Genomic DNA, 22,157 nt, shown 5'->3' on the forward strand with positions numbered 1-22,157 from the left:
GGATGGGATCGGGGCCATCGAGGACTTCGCCATGCGGCTCGGGCTGCACTTCACCGGCAGCTTCGACTGGATCGACGGTGGCCGGTGGGAAATCGAGCAGTACAACTGGTCGCGAATACCCTCGACCTCCGACGGATACGATCACTCCTTCGTCAAAGCGAGCGACGAGAAGCGCAACACCATCGTCACCGTCGACGGGGACACCACGACCGTCATCTCGGGGATCACAGACCTCGTGGTACTCAACTCCACCGCCTCGGAGTTCTGGGGATACCCGAAGGATCGATACACCACCCTGAAGGAAACGACGGATCGCATCCTCGCGACGTCGGTGAGCGCCCGCTGGCGCTATCTGTCGACAGAGCTCGACTTCGACAAGATCTTCGACGACGTCCGCACGATCATGCTCGACGCCTTCGCGTCGACCCACTCGCTGGCGTTGCAGCAGAGCCTGTTTCAGATGGGCACCAAGGTGCTCGAGGCGCACCCGGAAATCGGTGAGATCAAATTCTCGATGCCGAACATTCACCACTTCCTCGTGGACCTCGAGCCGTTCGGGCTCGACAACCCGGGGGAGGTGTTCCATGTTGCCGATCGTCCGTACGGCCTGATCGAGGCGACGGTCGAACGCGACGACGCCCCCGACGCGGGTCGCGCCTGGGACACCGTAGCCGGATTCTGCTAGGGGCACGCGATGAAGCTGACAAAACACGCAGGCTCTCATCACAATCCCGCTCGGCCCGAAGACGAGCGGTTGTCGATAGGAAGGTCGTACGTCTACGGGTTGCAACACATCCTCACGATGTACGGCGGCGTGATCGCACCTCCATTGATCGTCGGCGGTGCGGCGGGCCTGACCGGAACCGAGATAGCAATCCTCGTTTCCGCAGCCCTGTTCGTCAGCGGAGCGGCAACGATGCTCCAGACTCTCGGGCTTCCCTACGTCGGCGCGAAGCTGCCTCTTGTGCAGGGCATTTCGTTCGCCTCCGTCTCGACGATGGTTGCCATCTCCAGCGGGCCGGGTGGGCTCAACTCGGTATTCGGGGCAATCATTGCCGCCGGGGCAATCGGAATCCTCATCACACCGTTCTTCAGCAGGATCGTCCGTTTCTTTCCACCCGTCGTCACCGGCACCATCATTACGGTCATCGGTATCTCGCTGCTCCCGGTTGCTGTGCGCTGGGCCATGGGCGGCGACCAGATGGCCGTCGACTGGGGTTCGATGTCCAACATCGGACTCGCAGCATTCAGCCTCGCCGTCGTGCTGTTGGTCAGCAGACTCGTGCAGGGCACGCTCTCTCGGCTGTCGATTCTGATCGGCATCGTCGTGGGCACCCTGTTCGCCCTGGTCATCGGCAAGGCCGACTTCTCCGACGTGGGCAACGGTAGGTTGTTCGCGCTCCCGGAGCCGTTCGCGTTCGGCGCACCCGTCTTTCAGATCGGTGCGATCATCTCGATGACGGTCGTCATCCTCGTCATCATGACCGAAACCACCGCCGACATCCTCGCCGTCGGCGAAATCGTCGGTACCGAGGTCGACGCCCGACGAGTCGGTGACGGCTTGCGCGCAGACATGATCGCCACCACCGTGGCGCCCGTGTTCGGAACCTTCCCGGCCAGCGCCTTCGCCCAGAACGTCGGACTCGTCGCCGTCACCGGCATCAAGAGCCGCTACGTCGTGGCGGCCGGCGGCTCGGTGCTGCTCTTCCTCGGACTCTTCCCCATACTGGGTCGAGTCGTGGCATCGGTGCCTCTCCCTGTCCTCGGGGGAGCGGGCATCGTGCTGTTCGGGTCGGTGGCGGCGAGCGGAATCCGGACGCTGTCCAAAGTGGACTTCGATGGCAACCTGAACCTCGTCATCGTCGCAGTGGCCATCGGCTTCGGGGTGATACCGATCGCGGTGCCCGGCTTCTACTCGGCATTTCCGGACTGGGTTCATGTCATCCTCGACTCCGGCATCAGCGCTGCCAGCATCGTCGCGGTGTTCCTCAACATCTTCTTCAACGTGTTTACCCGTGGGCAACGGCAATCGCCGTCGGTGGTGACGGCCGCGCCACCCGTCGCAACTCGGCATCACACGGACTGATCGGTCATTCCGCTTCGTGGAATAGTGTGAACTCACACGACGACGGAAGGTGGACTGTGGCAGCCAGCGGCGGCGTTCAATCTGTGGAGCGCGCATTCGAATTGCTCGAGATCATGGCCGCATCGGGCGGCTCGATCGGAATCAGCGAGCTTGCCGAGGCCGCAGACCTGCCGATGCCCACAGTCCACCGACTCGTCGGGACCCTCGTCTCCCTCGGGTGCGTACGCAGGTTGGCTTCCCGACGCTACGCGTTGGGAACAAAACTGATCGGACTGGGCGACAGCGCTACCAAACTGATCGGGGGTTGGGCGAAACCGTATCTCGCCGAATTGGTTCGGGCGACCCACGAGACGTCCAACATGGCCTTCCTGGAAGACGATATGGCCGTCTACGTGGCGCAGGTTCCCTCGGAGCACGCGATGCGTATGTTCAACGAGGTCGGACAGCGAGTACCCCCACACTGCACCGGAGTCGGCAAGGCTCTGCTCGCCCAGATGGGCGACGACGAAGTCCGCGCTCTGGTGGCGCGAACCGGAATGACCCCGCGGACGGTCAACACTCTGACAACACTCGACACTCTTCTCGCCGACCTCGAGCTCGTACGGTCACGCGGCTACGCCATCGACGACGGCGAGCAAGAGATCGGTGTCCGCTGCTTCGCGGTGCCGGTTGTCGGCGCCCCAACCCTCACGGCCATGTCCATCGCGGGTCCGACCGCCCGAGTCACCCTGGAGGCGGGTGAGACGTTCGTTCCGCTGCTCGCCTCGGCCGCCGAACGCCTGTCGAAGGACCTCGCGAACGACCTCGGTTCGGGTTCGCTTCCTACACGTTCTTGACACTTGTCCGTATCAGATGGAAAGTGACACGTAACAGTTCCCAAACAGGGGGCAGCTGGAACGGGAGGCCTGTCACCATGCCCACACTGTCCGACAAGGTCGTCTTCATCACCGGCGCTGCGCGGGGCATCGGTGCCGAAACCGCCCGAGCGCTGGCCGCACAGGGCAGCAGGCTGGTGCTCACCGACGTCGATGAGGCGCCACTTCGCGAACTGGAAGCCGAACTCGGCGACGTTGCCGTGGCCGTCGTCGCCGATGTCCGCGATCTTGCGGCAATGCAGGGCGCCGCGGCAGCGGGAGTGGAGAAGTTCGGCGGCATCGACCTCGTGCTGGCCAACGCCGGGATCGCCTCCTACGGTTCTGTTCTACAGGTCGATCCGGATACCTTCGCGCGCGTTCTCGACATCAACGTTCTCGGTGTCTTCAACACCGCCCGAGCCACGCTGCCGTCGTTGATCGAACGGCGCGGCTACATCCTCGTCGTGTCCTCCCTGGCAGCATTTGCCGCATGCCCAGGCCTAGCTGCCTACAACGCAAGTAAAGCCGGTGCCGAGCACTTTGCGAATGCACTGCGACTGGAAGTCACCCACCGAGGAGTCGGCGTCGGTTCGGCTCACATGGCGTGGATCGACACCCCACTCGTCCGCGACGCCAAGGAAGACCTCGGCGCATTCCGCGAGATGCTCGCCGTCATGCCCGGGCCGTTCGGCCGAACCATGACAGTCGACAAATGCGTCGATGCCTTCGTCGACGGTCTCGTCAACCGTAGGCGCAAGGTGTACGTGCCCAAGTGGGTCGGTTTCGCCGGCCGCTTCCGTGCGATCCTCAATTCCACCGTCGGCGACCGCGCGATGTTGAAGCACGTCCCCCGCCTTCTCCCCAAGATGGACGCCGAGGTGGCCGCCCTCGGACGCTCGACCAGCAAGCGCAACGCTTCCTGAGTACGAACACCACCTCGCGCCGCCCCTCTCACGACGAAGGTTCACAGATGACAACCACACCACTCACACAAGACTCGAACGAAGTCGACGTCACCAGGGTCGATGTTCTCATCGTCGGCGCAGGGCTCTCGGGCATCGGTGCGGCCCGTCACCTGCACGACAAAATGCCCGGCAAGAGTTATGCCGTGCTCGAGTCCCGCGCGGGCATCGGTGGAACGTGGGACCTGTTCCGCTACCCGGGAATTCGCTCGGATTCCGACATGTACACGCTCGGTTACAACTTCAAACCGTGGGTCGGCGAGAAGTCCATCGCCGACGGTGCTTCCATCCGCGAATACATCGAGGAAACCGCACGCGAAGCCGGAATCGACGACCACATCAGATTCCACCACAAAGTCGTATCCGCGGAATGGTCCACCGACACCTCGCGTTGGACCGTCACTGCGCTCAGGACGGACACGGGGGAGTCCGTCACCTTTTCGGCGTCGTATCTGATGTGTTGCAGTGGCTACTACGATTACGACAAGGGATTCACCCCCGAGTTCGAGGGCGTCGAAAACTTCACGGGAACGGTGATCCACCCGCAGAACTGGCCCGAAGACCTCGATTGGTCCGGTAAGAAAATCGTCGTCATCGGCAGTGGCGCGACCGCAATCACGTTGGCGCCCAACCTGGCTCATTCGGCGTCGCACGTCACTCTGCTGCAACGTTCGCCCAGTTACATCATGTCGCTGCCCTCGAAGGACCCGATCGCGCTCGGACTGCGCAGGTACCTACCGTCGCGTGCCGCGTACAGCGTCACCCGAGTAAAGAACGCGGTGGTTGCCATCGGCATGTACGTGCTGTGCCAGCGTTACCCCAAGTTCATGAAGAAGAGGATCAGGAAGCTCCAGGAGGGGTGGCTCCCCGAGGGGTACGACCTCGACACGCACTTCACCCCGAAGTACGACCCGTGGGATCAGCGACTATGCCTGGTTCCGGACAACGACCTGTTCCGGTCGATCCGAAAGGACGAAGTCGAGATCGTCACCGATCACATCGACCACATCACCGAACACGGAATCGCGTTGAAGTCGGGCAAGCACCTCGACGCGGACATCGTCGTGACGGCCACCGGCCTCAATCTCGTCGCCTTCGGACACGTCACACTCAGCGTCGACGGCCGCAAGGTGGATCTGACCGAGACAATGGCCTACAAGGGCATGATGCTGACGGACGTTCCCAACTTCGCTTTCGTGGTCGGGTACACCAACGCATCCTGGACGTTGAAGGCCGACCTCGTCTCCGACTACTTCGTGCGCCTCGTCGAACACATGGACAAGAACGGGTATCGCGAGGTCCGGCTGACTCGCGACGCGTCCGTGGGAGAGGAACCGTTCCTCGACTTCGCCGCCGGCTACGTGCTGCGTTCGGTTGACACGTTCCCGAAGCAGGGGTCCGTGGCTCCGTGGCGTCTCCGGATGAACTATTTCCGCGACCTGCCCGCGCTGCGGTTCGGCAAGCTCGTCGACGACAACATGACTCTTCGCTGACGACACCGTGATGACCACTCACACCACCCAGCCCTCGGCGTTATGAGGTGACACGACTTCGGAACCGGACGATTGGTATTCGAACGTTACTCGAGGGGCGGCATTTTGGTTGGATGCCCTTGGCGCTGCCTGGCATCATTGCCGCGGAGCGCCCCTCTCGGGTGGTGCCCGAAGTCGGTCGGTTCGGAAGTGGAGTGTTCATGAGGTTCTCGCGCGGACTGGTGTCCACCGCGGTGATGACGGTTGCGGCGATGGTTGTTCTGTCCGGATGTGACATGTCGACCGAAAGCAAAGTCGACGCGTCGCCGATCGACTCGAACCCGATCGCCGAGCTGCTGAAACCCAAACTTGCCTCGAACGTGCCGGACGGCGCTGTGGGAATTTCGCCTGCCGATCCGGTGACGGTGACCGTCGACGACGGAAAGCTCAGCGGCGTCACCATGCTCAATCCCGACGGCGAACCCGTATCCGGTGCCGTGTCGCCCGACGGGTTGTCGTGGACGAGCACCGAACCCCTCGGCTACGACCGCGAGTATCGGGTTCAAGCCGATGCTTACGGTCTGGGTGGCGCGACCAGCACGGTCAGCAGCTTCACCACTAGCCAGCCCGGCAACTTCACCAAGCCGTACGTACTGCCCAACGACGGTGCAGTAGTCGGTATCGGCCAGCCCGTCGCCGTGCAGTTCGACGAAACGATCACCGACAAGGTCGCTGCGCAGAACGCCATTCAGGTGACCACGACACCAGCCGTCGAGGGCGCGTTCTACTGGGTGAACGACCGCGAGGTGCGGTGGCGTCCGCAGAATTACTGGGCGTCGGGGACGCGTATCGACGTCGCGGTCAACGTCTACGGGCGCGATCTGGGCGATGGAATCTACGGCCAGGAGAACGCAACCACCTCGTTCACCATCGGCGATGCCGTCGTAGCCACCGCCGACGACAACACCAAGCAGGTCACGTTCAACGTCAACGGTGAGAACGTCATCACGATGCCCACTTCCATGGGCAAGGACAGCACACCCACCGACAACGGGGTGTACATCATCGGCGATCGCTTCGAACATCTCGTGATGGACTCGTCCACCTACGGCGTTCCGGTCAATTCGTCCACGGGATACCGCACCCCGGTCGACTGGGCCACTCGGATGTCGTACAGCGGTATCTTCTTCCACTCCGCACCGTGGTCGGTGGGGCAGCAGGGGTACTCCAACGCCAGCCACGGCTGCCTCAACCTCAGTCCCGCCAATGCCAAGTGGGTCTACGACAACACCAAGCGCGGCGACATCGTCGTCGTGAAGAACACCGTCGGCGGCACCCTGTCCGGTGTCGACGGACTCGGTGACTGGAACATTCCCTGGGAAGATTGGAAGGCCGGTAACGCTGCCTCGATGTGAGCCTCTCGCTCGAGGCGCGACGCGTAGGGCAGAAGATGTGAATGCCCGCACCCCGAAGTCGGGGTGCGGGCATTGACGCGTTGTGCGCGGCGCCTCGTTCGGGTCAGTCCGCGTCGGCCGACTGGTAGCGGCCCGGGTCGATGCCGAGCGTCTTCAGGTAGCCAAGAGGCTCCACGCTCGAGCCGTTGTTCCTGACCTCGAAATGCAGGTGCGGCCCGGTCGAGTTGCCCGTATTGCCGACGGTTCCCAGTTGGTCGCCCGCCTCGACGGTGTCGCCGACGTTCACCCCGACCGACGACTGGTGACCGTAATACGTCACGGTGTTCCCGCTCTTGACTCGCACCAGGTTGCCGTAGCCGTCGCCCGCGTCGCCTGCCTGTTCGACGGTTCCGCCGGTGACCGCGTAGATCGGTGTCCCGGACGGCGCGGCGAAGTCGACGCCCTGGTGGAACTGGCCGCCTACGCCCGTCGGATTGTCTCGCCCGCCGTAGCCGGAGGAGATCGTGTAACTGCGTGCGGGTAGCGGAAGGATCGACCCGCCGAGTCCGACCGCGGGTGGTGCGATCTCGGGTACGAGTTCGTCGATGCTGCTGTCGTCCGGTACGGACGCTCCAAGATCCGAATCGAGGATGACAGCCGCGACCTCGTTGATGAGCACGCCCGTGGCGTCCAGAACGGCAGCCAGGATGGCTGCGCGCTGGATCTCGTCGGGCATGGGGATCGGAATGGCGGGAAGTTCGATGGTCGGCTGCGCCGAGGCGACGGTGGGGTTGATCAGCCCCGTGCTTCCGACGCACAGCGCCGCCGACAACACCGAACCCGCGATCACTCTGTGAACTCTTCGACCCACGTGTACTGCCTCCTGGTCTCTGCCCGACTGAAATATCTCCCGTGTGGGCTTCGAACTTGCTGGTGGCAGGTTTCGGGGCGCGTCGAATCAACGCTGCTTGTTCACAGCTGTCACGTTGGTACTTTTCTTCCCCAAAAGTGCCGTTTGTAACCGTACGTCACATCAACCACATTGGAAACTCGAACAAATGAATTACAACGCCGTAATTTGTTGTGGCACAGCAGAAGTCGGCGAGCGTGATCGAACGTATGTGCGGTAACCGGGATAAACCGGCAGGTGGACGCGCCGCGCTCCGTGAACAGCGAGCGGGGATGAGCACACAAAAAAGCCGGCCTCCGCAGAGACCGGCTTTCTTGCTTCTATGGGGTGAGCGACGGGACTCGAACCCGCGACATCCAGGATCACAACCTGGTGCTCTACCAGCTGAACTACGCCCACCATATCTACGTCCGCTCGGCCCTTTCGGGCTCTGCATCAGCAGCGGAAGCAATACTAGCGGTTCGTATCGTGAGTTGCGAATCGCCCTCAGGAAGGCGTGTCGAGGCCGTCCACAATTGCCGCAATGTCGGTGGTGGAGGGCCCCGGCTGAGGCACGAACACCGTCTGCCGGTAGTACTTCAACTCCTTGATCGACTCCTCGATGTCCGCCAGAGCCCGGTGAGCCAGGCCCTTCTGCGGCTGCCCGAAGTAGATCCGTGGGTACCAACGACGCGCGAGCTCCTTGATCGAACTCACATCGATCATCCGGTAATGCAGGTAAGTATCGAGTTCGGCCATATCGCGCGAGATGAACCCGCGATCCGTCCCGATGGAGTTGCCCGCGAGGGGCACCGTGCCCGCGACGGGCACGTGCTCACGGATGTAGGCGAGCACTCGCTCCTGAGCCTCCTGCATCGTCACCGTCGAGGCTCGGACCTCGTCCGTCAAACCCGACTTGGCATGCATCTTCTTCACTACGTCCGGCATCCCGGCCAGTGACTCGTCGTCGGCATGAATGACGATGTCCACACCGTCGCCCAATACGTTGAGCTCGCTGTCGGTAACCAGAGCCGCGATTTCGATGAGCTTGTCCTTCGACAAGTCCAGGCCGGTCATTTCACAATCGATCCACACAAGTTTGTCCTGCACGACACTCACCCTAGTGCGGCCGAAGTGACCGCTAAGGTTTGCGGTGTCGATCCGTAGGTGCGCACCGCAGAAGGGTTCTTCCACGATGACAGTCGATCCAGCGTCCACAGCAGACAAGGCGCCAGCCGCCAGGGCACCCGCGACGGCGATCGCGGCGGGTTATGAGGTCGGCGGGGCCGCGCTCGAACTGGGCACTGTCGTGGTCGACGGCGTCGTCGACTCGGCGGCGCGCATCCGCATTCCCCTCGCGACGCTCAACCGGCACGGTCTGGTGGCAGGCGCCACCGGAACCGGCAAGACCAAGACGCTCCAGGGGATCGCGGAACAACTGTCCGCCGCCGGGGTGCCCGTCGTGATGGCCGATATCAAGGGCGATCTTTCCGGACTGTCCGCGCCGGGTGTCGACGACGATCGAATCCGGCAGCGTGCAACAGAGACGGGCGCGTCGCAGTGGCGCCCGGCCGGGTACCCCGTCGAGTTCCTGTCTCTCGGAACCGGTGGCATCGGCGTCCCGGTGCGCGCGACGATCACGGCTTTCGGCCCGGTGCTGTTGAGCAAAGTGCTGCAGCTGAACAAGACTCAAGAATCAACGCTCGGATTGATTTTCCACTGGGCTGACCGGAACGGTCTTGCTCTACTCGACCTGAAAGATCTGCGCTCGGTGATCGCGCACCTCACCTCCGACGAGGGCAAAGCCGATCTGAAGGGCATCGGGGGAGTATCCAGCGCAACCGCAGGAGTCATTCTGCGTGCACTGGTCAATCTCGAAGCCGATGGGGGCGATACCTTCTTCGGTGAACCCGAGCTCGCCACCGAAGACCTGCTGCGCGTCGATGCAGAAGGGCGAGGCGTCGTCACCCTGTTCGAGCTCGGCGCTCAGGCGTCGCGACCGACCATGTTCTCGACGTTTCTCATGTGGGTGTTGGCCGACCTGTTTCAGACGCTGCCCGAGGTGGGCGACGTCGACAAGCCAAAGCTGGTCTTCGTCTTCGACGAGGCCCACCTGTTGTTCGCGGACGCGTCGAAAGCCTTCGTCGAACAGGTCGAACAGACCGTCAAGCTCATCCGGTCCAAGGGAGTCGGCGTCATTTTCTGCACGCAACTACCGACCGACGTGCCGAACGAGGTGCTCTCGCAACTCGGTGCCCGAGTCCAGCATGCGCTGAGAGCATTCACGCCCGACGACCAACGCGCACTGAACAAGACGGTGCGCACGTACCCGAAGACCGACGTGTACGACCTCGAGGGAGCGTTGACCTCACTCGGCACAGGCGAGGCGATCGTGACCGTGCTCTCCGAAAAGGGCGCACCGACGCCGGTGGCATGGACCCGCATCCGACCACCGCAGTCGCTGATGGACACGATCGGTTCCGACGCCATCGCCGCAGCAGCGGCGTCGAGTCCATTGAGTTCGCGGTACCGCGAGACGATCGACCGCGAATCTGCCTACGAGAGGCTCACTGCGCGGATCGCCGCGGACCCGCCGGAGGCGGACTCCATCGAATTCCCGCCGCTTCCCGCGGATCTCCCGGATCTGCCGCCCGCAGACGGGCCGTCGGCAATCGAACGGATCATGGCGAACCCGGCCGTGGGGAGCTTTTTGAAGTCCGCGGCATCGGCCGCGGGACGAGAGATCTCACGCAGCATCTTCGGAACCGGTCGGCGCCGTCGACGCTGAACCGGCTATCCGCCCAGTTTCTTGTAGAAGCTTCCGACGATCGGAGCGGAGATGGCACGCGGACTGTACTGGCCGGCGACGGACATGCCCTTGCTGAGGAGACCCGGAACGACGCGCATCTTGTTCTTGGCCAACGAATCCAACGACAGCTTCGCCGTGTAGGCGCTGTCGATCCACAGGAAGTCGGGCACGAGTTTGTCGACTATCGACGCGTCGGCCGGATCTGGTGTTTCGGTGCGTACGGGTCCGGGAGCCAGCAGGGTGACGTGTACGCCGCTGTCCTTCAGCTCCAGGCGGAGCGATTCCGAAAAGGTGTTGACGAAGGCTTTGGTCGCGGCATAGGTGGCGTTGTTCGGTATGGCCATGTTGCCTGCGGCGGATCCGGTGATCAAGATGCCACCGCTGCCTCGCGCAATCATGCCGGGGATCACGGCCAAGGTGAGGTCATGCACGGCAACGGCATTGAGCTCGACCTGATCACGCTCGTACGCCGGGTCCAGTCCCGAAACCGGCCCGAAAGTGGCAATGCCCGCGTTGTTGCACAGCACGCTGATCTCGCGCCCCGCGATCTCTTCGGCGAACCCCTTGCGTGCTTCGCGATCGGACAGATCGAGCACACGCACCTCGACGGTCACCGCGTGCTGGGCACGCAGCGTCGTCGCGAGCGACTCGAGCAACTCGCCGCGACGGGCGACGATGATCAGCGAGTGCCCTCGCGCCGCCAGCTCGGTGGCCAGCGCCTCTCCGATTCCGGAGGAGGCTCCGGTGACGACGGCGCGGGCTTCGGGGGTGGGACGCGGCAGGCTCACGGTCAGTCAGGGTAGTGGATCTTTTCTCAGATGACGGCGGCGAGGCGGGTGCCCTGTTCGATCGCGCGCTTGGCGTCCAGTTCGGCAGCGAGGTCGGCGCCGCCGATGACGTGGATCGCAACGCCGAGGGCTCCCAGCTCGTCCACCAGGTCGCGAACCGATTCCTGTCCGGCGCAGACGACGACCGTGTCGACCTCGAGAGTCCGGGGACGCTCCCGCTTGTCACCGAACGTGATGTGCAGGCCGTCGTCGTCGATGCGCTCGTAATTGACACCGGACAGTTCGTGGACGCCCTTGGCTTTCAACGAGGCGCGGTGCACCCACCCGGTGGTCTTCGCCAGCCCGGCACCGATCCGGCCCTTCTTGCGCTGGAGCAAGTACACCTCCCGTGGCGACGGTGCCGGAACGGGCGCCGTCAAAGCCCCGGGGGCTGCTTCGGGTTCGGTGACGCCCCATTCCTGCTTCCATTCCTTCACGTCAAGGGTGGGGGAGTTGTCGGTGGTGAGGAACTCGGAGATGTCGATCCCGATACCGCCTGCCCCGATCACAGCGACACGATCGCCGACGGTTCTGCCTTCCTCGACGACTTCGGCGTAGGTGAGCACCGACGGATGGTCGATACCCGGGACGGCAGGTATCCGGGGCGTGACTCCGGTGGCGACGACGACGTCGTCGAAACCTCCGGACGCCAGCTCCGAGGCGGTGACCCGGTGTTCGAGAGAAACGGTGACGTCCGCATCGCGGAGCGCATTGGTGAAGTAGCGAATTGTCTCGGCGAACTCTTCCTTGCCGGGGATGAGGCGAGCGATGCCAAATTGTCCACCGAGGGACGATCGAGACTCGAACAGGGTGACCACGTGCCCTCGCAGAGCAGCCTCGAGTGCGACGGACATTCCTGCCGGTCCGCCGCCGACCACCGCGACCTTCTTCGTGACGCGGGCCGGGAGTAGCTGTAGTTCGACTTCTCGACCAGCGCGGGGGTTGACCAGGCACGACACCGTTTTATGAACGAATGCGTGATCGAGGCAGGCCTGGTTGCACGCAATGCACGTGTTGATGCTGTCCGCGGCGTCGGCTTGGGCTTTGCGCACCCAGAAGGGGTCGGCCAGCATCGGGCGCGCCATCGAGATGAGCTGAGCGTCGCTGCGAGCGAGGATGGCCTCGGCTGTTTCGGGCATGTTGATGCGGTTCGACGCCGCCACCGGAATGCCGACATGTTTTTCCAGCTTGCCTGTGAAGTCGGCGAAGGCCGCCCGCGGGACCGACGTCACGATGGTGGGCACTCTCGATTCGTGCCAACCGATATCGGTGTTGATCATGTCCACGCCGGCGCGTTCGAGGTCTTGTGCGAGGGCGACGATGTCGTCCCACGTCTGTCCGCCTTCGACCAGGTCGGCCATGGACAACCGGAACGTCACGAGGAAGTCCGCGCCGACGGCGGTGCGAATGCCGCGAGCGATGTCGACGGCAATTCGGCGCCGATTCTCGGCGCTGCCACCCCACCGATCTGCGCGGTGATTGGTTCGCTCGGACAGAAATTGATTGATGAAGTAGCCCTCGCCGCCCATGATCTCGACGCCGTCGTATCCCGCCGATCGGGCGAGCGAGGCACACCGAACGTAGTTGCGAATCTGCCAGCGCACTCCGCGACCGGTCAGACGCCGTGGCCTGAACGGGTTGATGGGGGCTTTGATCGACGACGCGGAGACGCTGAACGGTTGATAGGAGTACCGGCCGGCGTGGAGTATCTGTAAAGCGATCTTGCCGCCCTCGCGGTGGACAGCGTCGGTGATTCTGCGGTGACGGCGCGCCTCGATCCGGTTGGTCAGTTTGGCGCCGAAGGGCAGCAGCCAGCCTGTTCGGTTCGGTGCGTACCCGCCGGTCACGATCAGGGCGACGCCGCCGCGGGCGCGCTCGGCGAAGTACTCCGCCAACCTGCCGGTGTCGCGAGCTCGGTCTTCGAGGCCCGTGTGGATCGACCCCATGATGACCCGGTTCTTCAAGGTCGTCCTGCCGACCTGTAACGGAGACAGCAGGATTGGATATCTGTCGAGCGCGGGCTCGCCGACGTCGAGGGGCGAGTGGTCGTCGGGAACGGTCACAGTCTCTCCAATACTTCGTCGCACCAGTCGGCAAAACCTTCTTCGACCCGTATTCCGCCGCGCAACACCAGGTATTGGTGCAGTGCAGTGCCTGCGAGGTTCGCAGGAGACGGGAAGTCACGCTTCTCGATGAGCCGGTAGAGCTCGAGGCGTTCGACGTGCACCGAGCGATGCCGATGCACTTCCGTTTTCAGCGCGGCGGTGTCCCCGTTGGCGGCGCCGCGGATTTTTACGGCCAACTCCTCGCGCAGCGTCCCTGGGTCGGAGGGCGCGGCGATCCAACGATCGAGCTCCGCTTTACCGGCCGCGCTGACGCAATACACCTTTTTGTCGGGGCGGTCGCCTTGAATCACGGTCTCACCCACCACCCAGCCCGAATCATCCATGCGCCCCAGCACGCGATATATCTGTTGGTGTGTAGCGCTCCAGAAGAATCCGATGGACTTGTCGAACCGACGCGCCAGCTCGTACCCCGAACCGGACAGCTCGGTGAGGGAAACCAGAATCGCGTGTTCCAGGGCCATGAATGGAGTATGTATGCAACTAGGTGACTATGCAACCAGTTGCATAACTCGTGGCGTGCCGTGGCCGCCGCGGGGATAAGCTTCCGAGCTATGACCAATCGGGCGGAGTCCGCCGCTGTCGGGGTGGCAACGACACGCAGGCAAGTGTTCGCGTGGGGGATCTGGGACTGGGGCTCGGCGGCGTTCAACGCTGTCATCCTCACCTTCGTGTACTCGGTGTACCTCACCGATGCCGTCGGCGACGATCTGCCCGGCTCGATCTCGGCTACCTCGTGGTTCAGCTGGGCCATCGGGCTCGCCGGTGTCGTCATCGCGGTGACGGCGCCCATCTCCGGCCAACGTTTCGACGCGAAGGGGAGACGGAAGCGATCGCTCGCCCTGTTGACGGCCCTGACGGTGGCCACGATGGCCGGCCTGTTCTTCGTCGTGGACGATTACCACTACCTATGGCTGGGGCTCGTGCTCCTCGCCGCCGGTTCGATCCTGTTCGAGCTCGCCGGGATTCCCTACAACGCCATGCTGCGGCAGGTCTCCACGCCCGACAACATCGGGCGGGTGTCCGGATTCGGTTGGGCAATGGGGTATTTCGGTGGGATCGTGCTGTTGTTGATCTGCTATTTCGGCTTCATCACCGGCGATGGCGACACCCGTGGCCTCTTTGGAATCACGACGGACGGTGGTCTCAACATCCGGCTCGTCGCGGTAGTGGCAGCCGTATGGTTCGCCGTCTCGGCAATTCCCGTTCTGCTGACGGTTCCCGAACTACCCACCCTCGCGGCCGACCCGCGCGCAGGCCAAGCTGGGGTGATCGAGTCGTACCGAGTCCTTGTTCGTGACTTGCGGGAACTGTGGATCGCGGACCGGCGAACCGTGCACTTTCTTGTGGCCAGTGCGCTTTTTCGGGACGGATTGGCCGGCGTCTTCACCTTCGGCGCCGTCCTCGCGGTCAGTGTCTACGGAATCGGAACCGCGGACGTTCTGTTGTTCGGAGTTGCCGCCAATGTCTTTGCGGGACTGGGCGCCGTCACCGCGGGCCGGTTCGACGATCGCCTGGGTCCGAAACCGGTCATCGTGTTCTCTCTCGCCGCGATGATCGTCGCCGGGGCAGTGCTGCTGATCGTGTCCGGACCCGTGATGTTCTGGATATTCGGACTCGTCCTCTGCTTGTTCGTCGGACCTGCACAGTCGTCGTCTCGAACCTATCTGGCCCGGTTGGCGCCACCGGGGCGAGAAGGCCAGTTCTTCGGCTTGTACGCAACGACCGGCCGCGCGGTCTCGTTCCTCGCGCCGACCCTGTTCGGTCTGTTCGTCTTCCTCTTCGACTCGGACCGCGCCGGCATCGGCGGACTGCTGGTCGTTCTCGCAATCGGCCTCGGCGCGCTGCTGCCCGTCAAATCCCCGGATCGGGTCTAGCTCGAACGGACTCGCGCGAGGATCTCGGCAGCGAGCCGGCCCGGCGCCTCCTCCGGTACCCAATGCGAAATGCCGTCCAGCTCGACGAAGGAGTACTCGGCTTCGACGAACTCGCCGCATCGCTGCGCAGCCGCCCGCCCGATCGCCGAATCCTCGTTACTCCACACGTAAGTGGTGGGCACCCGGACGGGACCCAGTGTGCCGAAGGAGTTCGTCATCGCCCGGTACCACTCGAGTGCCGCAGTCAGAGCTCCCGGCTGTTGCAGGTGTTCGACATACCGATCGTCGGGGCTGGCTTCGGAGAACATCGCGCGCAGGCGCTGAGCGTCGTTCTCCAACAGGACTTTCTCGGCTTTGCCCTCTTGCCTGAGCAGTGCAAAGTACTTCGACCTCTCGCGTTGGTCGTCGTCTTCTCGCAGCGCCCATCCGAAGGCGGCGGTGTGCGGCACGGACACCGCGGTGAGCGACCGCACTTGTTCGGGACGTTCCGCCGCCATCTGCCAGGCCACCGCCGCGCCCCAGTCGTGTCCGACAAGATGAACCGACTCGTGGCCGAGTGCGTGGGCGATACCGACCGCATCGTCGACCAGCCTCGACGGTTCGTATGCCGAGGTACCGATCGGCCTTGCGCCGGGAGAGTAACCGCGTTGATTCGGAGCGATGGTGCGTAGGCCCGCCTCGGTAAGGCGCGGCATGACGGCATCCCAGCACGCCGAGGTCCGCGGGAAGCCGTGCAGCAGCATCACCGGGATTCCAGCTGCGGGCCCCGCGAGTGAGACGTCGAACGTCAGGCCTGCCGGGTTCGAATCGTCGAGAGTCACGCTCGTCATGGTCGAGTTCACTTCGGCATGTCCTTCCTACAGCGGTGTGGCCTACCGGTCCGGCCTACCGGGGCCTCCAGACTCCCATGCCGAGGACGATCAGCCGGACCTGTTGTTCGGTACGACGCAAGAGTTCTTTCTCCTTGTCGCTGCCCGGACGGTCGATCTCGAGCAGGCCGACGGTAGCGGTCAGCATCGTCGACACGATCAGGTCGGCCGCCATTTCGAGGTCGGCGATGTCCCAATTCTCCAGGCCCGGCATGCGAGAGAGATCGATGGTCAATTCGCTGACGAACAGCCGCAGCTCCGTGGCGAATGCCTTACGGACCTCGGTCACGCCGCCGTAGCGCTCACGCGCCATGAACCGAAACTGATCCTCGTGGCTGCGCATTTCACTGACCAGAATGCGCAGCGATTCGGTCGCGTTCTTGACACTCGGATCCTTGCGGGCGTCGCGGAGCATCTGGCGCAACATGCGCATCGAGTCCTCGACGAGCGCGACCCCGAGGTCTTCCATGGAGGCGAAGTGGCGGTAGAACGCGGTGGGAACGATGCCGGCGGAGCGAGTTACTTCGCGCAGGCTGACACTCGCGAATGACCGGTCACGCAGCAAATCCAGGGTGCCCTCGATCAGCGCCTGTCTGGTGCGTTCCTTGCGCTCGGCGCGCGTGCCCGGTTCCGTCACGAGTTCGAGTTTATTGCCGTCCACCGGACGGCGGTTGCCGGTACCGGGTCCGAGTTCTCATGGAAAGTGATTCAGGTCACGTAACGGCGGTGATGTACGGGTCGTCACTGAACCGTTGACAGCTACCGGTGCCGATCTGTCACACTCTTCTCAGTGCACATACGTACACTGAAATCGTTTCTTCGTATCGATCGAATTCGGGAGGCGAGATGACACTCCAGCAAAAGCCGCGACGCGCCGAGGGTCGCCGCAAATTTTCACTGCTGTCACTGTTCGAGGCAATGGCCACGCCACACGCGCTCGACCGCTACCTCGAGCTCGTCGACCCGATGACCACGGTCAGAGATCTACGCGCCGAGGTCACCGACGTACATCGCTCCACAGCGGACACCGTCACGCTGACGCTGCGGCCCACCCATCAGTGGCGCGGTTTCGAAGCTGGACAATTCGTGCAGATTGGCGTCGTCATCGACGGAGTCCGACACACCCGCTGCTACTCGCCGGCGTGTTCGCAGCACCGGAACGACGGCCGCATCGAGCTCACCATCAAAGCGCACCCGGAAGGGCTCGTGTCGCAGTACCTGCACAGCAACGCTCGAGTAGGCCTTGTCGTCAGCCTCTCGCAGGCAGACGGCACCTTCCGCATGCCGACACCGCGGCCGGAGCGCGTGTTGCTCGTCAGCGGCGGCAGTGGCATCACGCCCGTTCTGTCGATGCTCCGATCGCTGCTGGACGAGGGGTACAGCGGCGATCTCACCTTCCTGCACTACGCCTACACCGAGAACGATGTGTCGTACCGTCGCGAACTCGACACCATGACGGCCGCTCACCCCAATATCCGAGTGGTGCTGGCGTACACGGATCAGGAGGACGGCGGCGATCTTCACGGCTTCTTCGGCGCCGAGCATCTCGAGGCAGTAGCGCCCTGGTACCGAGACGCCGAGACGTACCTGTGCGGTCCGCCGGGACTGATGCGCGGAGTCAAGAACGTGTACGCCGAACTCGGGCTGACCGAGCGGCTCCACCTAGAAGAATTTGCTCCCCCCCTGGTCGTCGTCAACGACGACGTGGACGGTGACGTCACCTTCACCGGTAGCGACGTGGTGGCCACCAATTCAGGACGCACTCTGCTCGAACAAGCCGAAGACGCAGGACTCACGCCGGCGTACGGATGCCGGATGGGCATTTGCTTCACCTGCACGTCGGTGAAGACCTCCGGTTGCACGAAGAACGTGCAGACGGGTGAAACCGACAGCGAACCCGACAAGAAGATCCAGCTCTGTGTGTCGGTACCGGTCGGTGACGTCGCCATCGACATCTGAGACAACCGACCCGACCCGACCGAGAACTGATTTACATCCATCCGAAACGGAGAATCTGTCGAATGTTCGGAATAGCTTTCCCCACAGTGTCATTTCCTACGGTGTCATTGCCCTTCTTCGGCTCCGCCGAGAAGCCCGAGCAGTTGCACCCGACGGTCCTGTCCTACGAGCAGGTGCAGGAGCTGGGACGCGAGCTCGACGAGCTTCGCGCCCGGACCGTCGCGAAACTTGGTGACGAGGACCGCGAGTACATCTACAACATCGTGAAAACGCAGCGTGGCTTCGAGATCGCCGGCCGAGCGATGATGTACTTCCCGTTCCTGCCACCGGTGTGGCTTGCAGGCGTCGGTGCGCTGGGAATCTCGAAGATCCTCGACAACATGGAAATTGGGCACAACGTCATGCACGGCCAGTACGACTGGATGCGTGAACCGGGATTCAACTCCCAGGTGTTCGACTGGGACACGGTGTGCCCCGCCGACCAGTGGAAGCACTCGCACAACTACATGCACCACACGTTCACCAACATCGTCGGCAAGGACCGCGACATCGGTTACGGCATCCTGCGCATGGACGAGGGGCAGAAGTGGAACCCCTACTACCTCGGTAACCCTGTCTATGCCTTCCTGCTGATGACGTTCTTCGAATGGGGTGTGATGCTCCACGACCTCGAAGCCGAGAACGTGGTGCAGGGCAAGCGCAAATGGCACGACGTCAAGCCCCTGCTGAAGGGAATGTGGCGTAAAGCAGGCCGTCAGGTGCTCAAGGACTACGTCATTTTCCCGGCGTTGACGGGGCCTTTCTTCGTCACCACGCTCATCGGTAACGTCGGCGCCAACCTGATCCGCAACGTGTGGACCTACTCGATCATCTTCTGCGGCCACTTCCCGACCGGCGTGCAGACGTTCACCGAGGAGGAAACCGCAGACGAGTCCCGCGGCGAGTGGTACGTGCGTCAAATGCTGGGGTCGGCGAACATCGAAGGCTCGCCCCTCTTCCACATCATGTCGGGCAACCTCTCGCACCAGATCGAGCACCACCTGTTCCCGGATCTACCGGCTCACCGATACCCAGAACTGGCGCCCGAAGTAAAAGCGTTGTGCGAGAAGAACGGTTTGCCGTACAACAGCGGCGGATTCTTCCACCAGATCGGAACGGTCTGGGGCAAGATATTCAAGCTGGCTCTCCCCAACTCGTTGACGGGTTCCTCTCAGCCGGCCGGTGTTATCGTCGAGCGCAAGAAGGTGGCTGCGTAGGTGGCCGGCGCCGTCGGTGCCGGTGTCGTCGGTCGCGGTCAATCCGCTACCAGGACCGGATCAGGGGTGAACGTGGTGGTAGGCAAGTTCGAACGTAACAAGGACACCGTTCAGGAAATCACGGAGTCGGCGGCGAATCATGTTGGGAAGATCGCCGTCATCATCGCGGGAGCTGTACGCGACGTGACGCGGGAGATCGGCGACCTCATCTCCGACGGGATCGAGATGCGCGAGGCTGCACGTAAGGCTCGTGAGGACGCGCCAGTAGGCAAAGTAATCAACGGCGAGTTCGAGAATCGCTAGCTGTCCACCAAGACGAAGACCGCCCGGGCCACGTCAGGCCGGGCGGTCTTTTGTGTGCAGTCCGAGTTCAAAACAAACTGACGGAATGTTTGTCGGGCGATTCTCGTACTGTGCGACCGCTCACTGGGTTACCGTTACCGCAGGAAACACAAGGATGGGACGGTGGCCTGATATGCGGTTGAGCTCGACGTTCGCAGAAGCTCCACACACAACTACCCCGAAAAGCCAAACGTTGTCGCTGCACGCGCACTGCTCGGCCATCGTGGCTGCCGGTGTTCGTTTCGGTCGGCCGCCGAAGCGCGACGAGCTCGATACGGTTCGCATGGTCGCGGAACGTCTGGCCCGTCGCGGTGTGTTGTTGCGCGACGCCCAGGACGCGGTGCATGCCGCCGTATCGGGCGGGTTCGCGCGCAGTGTCGACGGTTCGGAGGTGTCCGACTGCTCCGGAGTGGTCGACACAGCGATTTTGATGATGAAGACTGCCGAGCTGGTCGGCAATGCGGTCTCCAGCGCGTACCTCGAGCAGTGCAGATCCGATGTCGCTTCGACCGGTGAGCGCCTCGCTCGACTGGTCGACATGCTGGTCTCGGACGATCCCGAGGCGCGGGTCGTCGCTGAGCGGAATGGTATCGACGTCGCACTCGACTACCACGTCCTGTTGGTGCGTTTCGTTCCTGCGGCCTGCGACCAGGGCCGGACCCCGATGTCGATGGACACGGCTGCGCTCGCCGCCGCACCGGGCATCTCCGCCTCGTCGCCGCTACTCGTGTCGTTGACCGTGCACGGAGGCACCGTCCTCGTGCCGTGTGCGGGTTCGCGGTCGGTGGACGACATCGTGGACCGGCTGTCGGCGCTGTACGGCGTCGACGTGCTGGCCGCAACCGCCGTCGCAAGGCCCGGCGATATGAATGCAGCGGCGAATCACTGCCGCGAACTCGTCGAGCTCGCCCGCGCACTCGACAAGAAACCGAGGCTGTACCGGACCGGCGACCTCGCGCTCGAATATCAGCTGTCCAGGCCAGGGCCCGGACGTTCTCGTTTGCGCGCGGTGCTTGCACCGTTGGTCGGATACCCGGAGTTACTACACACGCTCAAGACCTTCGTCGAGAGTGAGGCCAACCGCCGCGCCAGCGCGAAATCGTTGTTCGTGCATCCGAATACGGTCGACTACCGACTCAAGAAGATCGAACAGCTCACCGGCGTCGACCCATTGAGTTCCGCCGGCTTGATGTCACTGCATGCGGCGTTGGTAGTCGACTGCCTCGCGCGAGCCGACCATGCCGCGTCGCCTAACGCGGGCATGATCGCAGAAGCGTCGTAGATCCGAAAACGACCGCTACACCGGCAGGTGAGGGTATTCCTCGCTACGGCTCTGGAACGACAGGATGTTGGGATTCACGATCGTTCCGTCGCGGATTTCGATTGCCTTGCGGATGGTTTCGTCTGCATCCCACGATGTCGGCCCGTCCAGTACGACTCGGATGAACGGCAGGAGTGATTCGCTGATCTCCCATGTGGCCGAATCCCAGAGATACGAAGGGCTGTGGTCGACGGCGTAGTACCTGACGTTGTTTCCGACCGTGAACATCGGATCGGTGAACGACGTCGGGCGGGCCCACTCGAACCCCATGCCCTCGTCGCACGAAACGTCCACGATCAACGTGCCCGGCGCGATGCTGGCCAGGTCCTCGTTCCGAAGAAAGGTCAACGGCGAGTTCGTATCCTGCAGAACGCAATTGACGATCACATCGTGATCGCCGAGGAAGTCCGACAGCGGGACCCGTCCTGTTTCGGTCAGCGCCCGACTTCTGCGCGGGTTCTCCCCGTCGAGGTCGAAGTTGACGATCCGCGCGGAATGGATCGGTGAACTGACCGCGGTGACGCCGCGCTGCGTGAGGACGTCGACCTCGTGTACTCCGTGCGCATTGAGGGCAGTGACAGCGCCACGCGCGGTGGCACCGAAACCGATGACCGCAGCACGCAATCGGCGCCCATAGTCACCGGTCGAGCCGATCAACTGCAGGGCATGAAGAACCGAGCAGTACCCGGCGAGTTCGTTGTTCTTGTGGAAGACATGAAGACTGAACCAACCCTCGGCAGTCCAGTGGTTCATTGCTTCGAACGCGATAAGGGTGAGCCGACGATCGACCGCGACCTGGGTGAGCTTCGAATCCTGGACGCAATGCGGCCAACCCCACAGAATCTGGCCGGACCTCAGCGTCGACAGATCGGTCGCCTGCGGCTTCGGCAGCAGAATGACATCGCAGTCTTCGATCAGTTCTGCCCGGGAGCGGATACCCGCGGTGAGCCCCGCGATGTGCTCGTCGGAAATTCCGAACGGCTCTCCGTAGCCCGCCTCGAAATACATCCGCCGACGGAGATCGTCGTCGATTCGCTCGATGTGCAGAGGGTGAATGGGGAGGCGGCGTTCGTTCGGCTTCGAAGACCGAGCTGTCACGCCGAGGGTGAGCTGGTGC

The 22,157-nt window shown here is 63.2% G+C and carries 20 protein-coding genes and 1 tRNA gene; 12 read left to right on the plus strand and 9 right to left on the minus strand.

Features of this window, described 5'->3' with window-relative positions; translation table 11 throughout:
* The 6 genes from pucL to WBQ44_RS05015 form a co-directional block, all read left to right on the plus strand.
* On the plus strand, positions 1-685 hold a 685-nt coding region (pucL, locus tag WBQ44_RS04990; protein ID WP_495565630.1), incomplete at its 5' end, for a factor-independent urate hydroxylase.
* Positions 686-694: 9 nt separating this feature from the next.
* Complete coding sequence (locus WBQ44_RS04995; RefSeq protein WP_495565631.1) at positions 695-2,086, plus strand: nucleobase:cation symporter-2 family protein; 1,392 nt, start codon at positions 695-697, stop codon at positions 2,084-2,086.
* A 56-nt stretch (positions 2,087-2,142) separates the two neighbouring features.
* The gene (locus WBQ44_RS05000; protein ID WP_495565632.1) at positions 2,143-2,922 is read left to right on the plus strand and encodes an IclR family transcriptional regulator; all 780 of its coding nucleotides are present in this window, start codon (positions 2,143-2,145) and stop codon (positions 2,920-2,922) included.
* 77 nt (positions 2,923-2,999) lie between these two features.
* Positions 3,000-3,863 (plus strand): SDR family oxidoreductase, encoded by an 864-nt coding sequence (locus WBQ44_RS05005; protein WP_495565633.1) that lies wholly within the window; start codon positions 3,000-3,002, stop codon positions 3,861-3,863.
* 47 nt (positions 3,864-3,910) lie between these two features.
* On the plus strand, positions 3,911-5,395 hold the full coding sequence (locus WBQ44_RS05010; RefSeq protein ID WP_495565634.1) for a flavin-containing monooxygenase: 1,485 nt from the start codon (positions 3,911-3,913) through the stop codon (positions 5,393-5,395).
* Positions 5,396-5,595: 200 nt separating this feature from the next.
* Positions 5,596-6,789, plus strand: a complete 1,194-nt coding sequence (locus tag WBQ44_RS05015) for a L,D-transpeptidase (RefSeq protein ID WP_495565635.1) — start codon at positions 5,596-5,598, stop codon at positions 6,787-6,789.
* A gap of 103 nt (positions 6,790-6,892) precedes the next feature.
* On the opposite strand, the gene WBQ44_RS05020 is transcribed toward WBQ44_RS05015, so the two are convergent.
* From WBQ44_RS05020 to orn, 3 genes are all read right to left on the minus strand, one after another.
* Entirely contained in the window at positions 6,893-7,618 is a 726-nt protein-coding gene (locus tag WBQ44_RS05020; protein ID WP_495565636.1) for a M23 family metallopeptidase, read from the minus strand.
* 383 nt (positions 7,619-8,001) lie between these two features.
* Positions 8,002-8,077 (minus strand) — tRNA-His (locus tag WBQ44_RS05025).
* Between the two features lie 87 nt (positions 8,078-8,164).
* A complete protein-coding gene (orn, locus tag WBQ44_RS05030; RefSeq protein WP_495565637.1) occupies positions 8,165-8,767 on the minus strand; it encodes an oligoribonuclease in 603 nt (200 codons plus the stop codon).
* 85 nt (positions 8,768-8,852) lie between these two features.
* On the opposite strand from orn, the gene WBQ44_RS05035 reads away from it, so the two are divergent.
* On the plus strand, positions 8,853-10,445 hold the full coding sequence (locus WBQ44_RS05035) for a helicase HerA-like domain-containing protein (protein ID WP_495565638.1): 1,593 nt from the start codon (positions 8,853-8,855) through the stop codon (positions 10,443-10,445).
* A 5-nt stretch (positions 10,446-10,450) separates the two neighbouring features.
* Here the strand turns inward: WBQ44_RS05035 and cmrA are convergent, their stop codons facing one another.
* From cmrA to WBQ44_RS05050, 3 genes are read right to left on the minus strand one after another with little or no spacing between them, the layout of a single operon-like run.
* Positions 10,451-11,254 (minus strand): mycolate reductase, encoded by an 804-nt coding sequence (gene cmrA, locus WBQ44_RS05040; RefSeq protein ID WP_495565639.1) that lies wholly within the window; start codon positions 11,252-11,254, stop codon positions 10,451-10,453.
* Positions 11,255-11,280: 26 nt separating this feature from the next.
* Positions 11,281-13,356, minus strand: coding sequence for an oxidoreductase (locus WBQ44_RS05045; RefSeq protein ID WP_495565640.1), 2,076 nt, complete (start codon positions 13,354-13,356; stop codon positions 11,281-11,283).
* Positions 13,353-13,880, minus strand: coding sequence for a PadR family transcriptional regulator (locus tag WBQ44_RS05050; protein ID WP_495565641.1), 528 nt, complete (start codon positions 13,878-13,880; stop codon positions 13,353-13,355). Before WBQ44_RS05050 ends, WBQ44_RS05045 begins: the two co-directional genes overlap by 4 nt.
* Positions 13,881-13,970: 90 nt before the next feature.
* Here WBQ44_RS05050 and WBQ44_RS05055 point away from each other — a divergent pair, with 90 nt between their 5' ends.
* Complete coding sequence (locus tag WBQ44_RS05055) at positions 13,971-15,293, plus strand: MFS transporter (protein WP_495565642.1); 1,323 nt, start codon at positions 13,971-13,973, stop codon at positions 15,291-15,293.
* On the opposite strand, the gene WBQ44_RS05060 is transcribed toward WBQ44_RS05055, so the two are convergent.
* The gene (locus WBQ44_RS05060; protein ID WP_495565648.1) at positions 15,290-16,123 is read right to left on the minus strand and encodes an alpha/beta fold hydrolase; all 834 of its coding nucleotides are present in this window, start codon (positions 16,121-16,123) and stop codon (positions 15,290-15,292) included. The genes WBQ44_RS05055 and WBQ44_RS05060 overlap by 4 nt on opposite strands.
* Before the next feature lie 55 nt (positions 16,124-16,178).
* On the minus strand, positions 16,179-16,799 hold the full coding sequence (locus tag WBQ44_RS05065; RefSeq protein ID WP_495565643.1) for a TetR family transcriptional regulator: 621 nt from the start codon (positions 16,797-16,799) through the stop codon (positions 16,179-16,181).
* A 209-nt stretch (positions 16,800-17,008) separates the two neighbouring features.
* On the opposite strand from WBQ44_RS05065, the gene WBQ44_RS05070 reads away from it, so the two are divergent.
* The 4 genes from WBQ44_RS05070 to WBQ44_RS05085 all read left to right on the plus strand — a co-directional run bounded on the left by WBQ44_RS05070 (position 17,009) and on the right by WBQ44_RS05085 (position 21,001).
* Entirely contained in the window at positions 17,009-18,121 is a 1,113-nt protein-coding gene (locus WBQ44_RS05070; RefSeq protein WP_495565644.1) for a ferredoxin reductase, read from the plus strand.
* 62 nt (positions 18,122-18,183) lie between these two features.
* Positions 18,184-19,377 (plus strand): fatty acid desaturase family protein, encoded by a 1,194-nt coding sequence (locus tag WBQ44_RS05075; protein WP_495565645.1) that lies wholly within the window; start codon positions 18,184-18,186, stop codon positions 19,375-19,377.
* Positions 19,378-19,452: 75 nt separating this feature from the next.
* Complete coding sequence (locus WBQ44_RS05080; RefSeq protein WP_495565649.1) at positions 19,453-19,680, plus strand: hypothetical protein; 228 nt, start codon at positions 19,453-19,455, stop codon at positions 19,678-19,680.
* 322 nt (positions 19,681-20,002) lie between these two features.
* Complete coding sequence (locus tag WBQ44_RS05085) at positions 20,003-21,001, plus strand: PucR family transcriptional regulator (RefSeq protein WP_495565646.1); 999 nt, start codon at positions 20,003-20,005, stop codon at positions 20,999-21,001.
* A gap of 15 nt (positions 21,002-21,016) precedes the next feature.
* On the opposite strand, the gene WBQ44_RS05090 is transcribed toward WBQ44_RS05085, so the two are convergent.
* The coding region (locus WBQ44_RS05090; protein WP_495565647.1) for a N(5)-(carboxyethyl)ornithine synthase at positions 21,017-22,157 on the minus strand (1,141 nt) is incomplete at its 5' end.

The sequence above is a fragment of the Rhodococcus sp. (in: high G+C Gram-positive bacteria) genome, assembly GCF_049591685.1.
GTDB lineage: Bacteria > Actinomycetota > Actinomycetes > Mycobacteriales > Mycobacteriaceae > Rhodococcoides.

Coding starts and splice junctions, on each gene's coding strand:
- WBQ44_RS05055 (WP_495565642.1), top strand. CDS start 13,971: ATGACCAATCGGGCGGAGTCCGCCGCTGTCGGGGTGGCAACGACACGC.
- WBQ44_RS04995 (WP_495565631.1), top strand. CDS start 695: ATGAAGCTGACAAAACACGCAGGCTCTCATCACAATCCCGCTCGGCCC.
- WBQ44_RS05015 (WP_495565635.1), top strand. CDS start 5,596: ATGAGGTTCTCGCGCGGACTGGTGTCCACCGCGGTGATGACGGTTGCG.
- WBQ44_RS05035 (WP_495565638.1), top strand. CDS start 8,853: ATGACAGTCGATCCAGCGTCCACAGCAGACAAGGCGCCAGCCGCCAGG.
- WBQ44_RS05050 (WP_495565641.1), bottom strand. CDS start 13,880: ATGGCCCTGGAACACGCGATTCTGGTTTCCCTCACCGAGCTGTCCGGT.
- WBQ44_RS05005 (WP_495565633.1), top strand. CDS start 3,000: ATGCCCACACTGTCCGACAAGGTCGTCTTCATCACCGGCGCTGCGCGG.
- WBQ44_RS05060 (WP_495565648.1), bottom strand. CDS start 16,123: ATGACGAGCGTGACTCTCGACGATTCGAACCCGGCAGGCCTGACGTTC.
- WBQ44_RS05085 (WP_495565646.1), top strand. CDS start 20,003: ATGGTCGCGGAACGTCTGGCCCGTCGCGGTGTGTTGTTGCGCGACGCC.
- WBQ44_RS05070 (WP_495565644.1), top strand. CDS start 17,009: ATGACACTCCAGCAAAAGCCGCGACGCGCCGAGGGTCGCCGCAAATTT.
- WBQ44_RS05010 (WP_495565634.1), top strand. CDS start 3,911: ATGACAACCACACCACTCACACAAGACTCGAACGAAGTCGACGTCACC.
- WBQ44_RS05075 (WP_495565645.1), top strand. CDS start 18,184: ATGTTCGGAATAGCTTTCCCCACAGTGTCATTTCCTACGGTGTCATTG.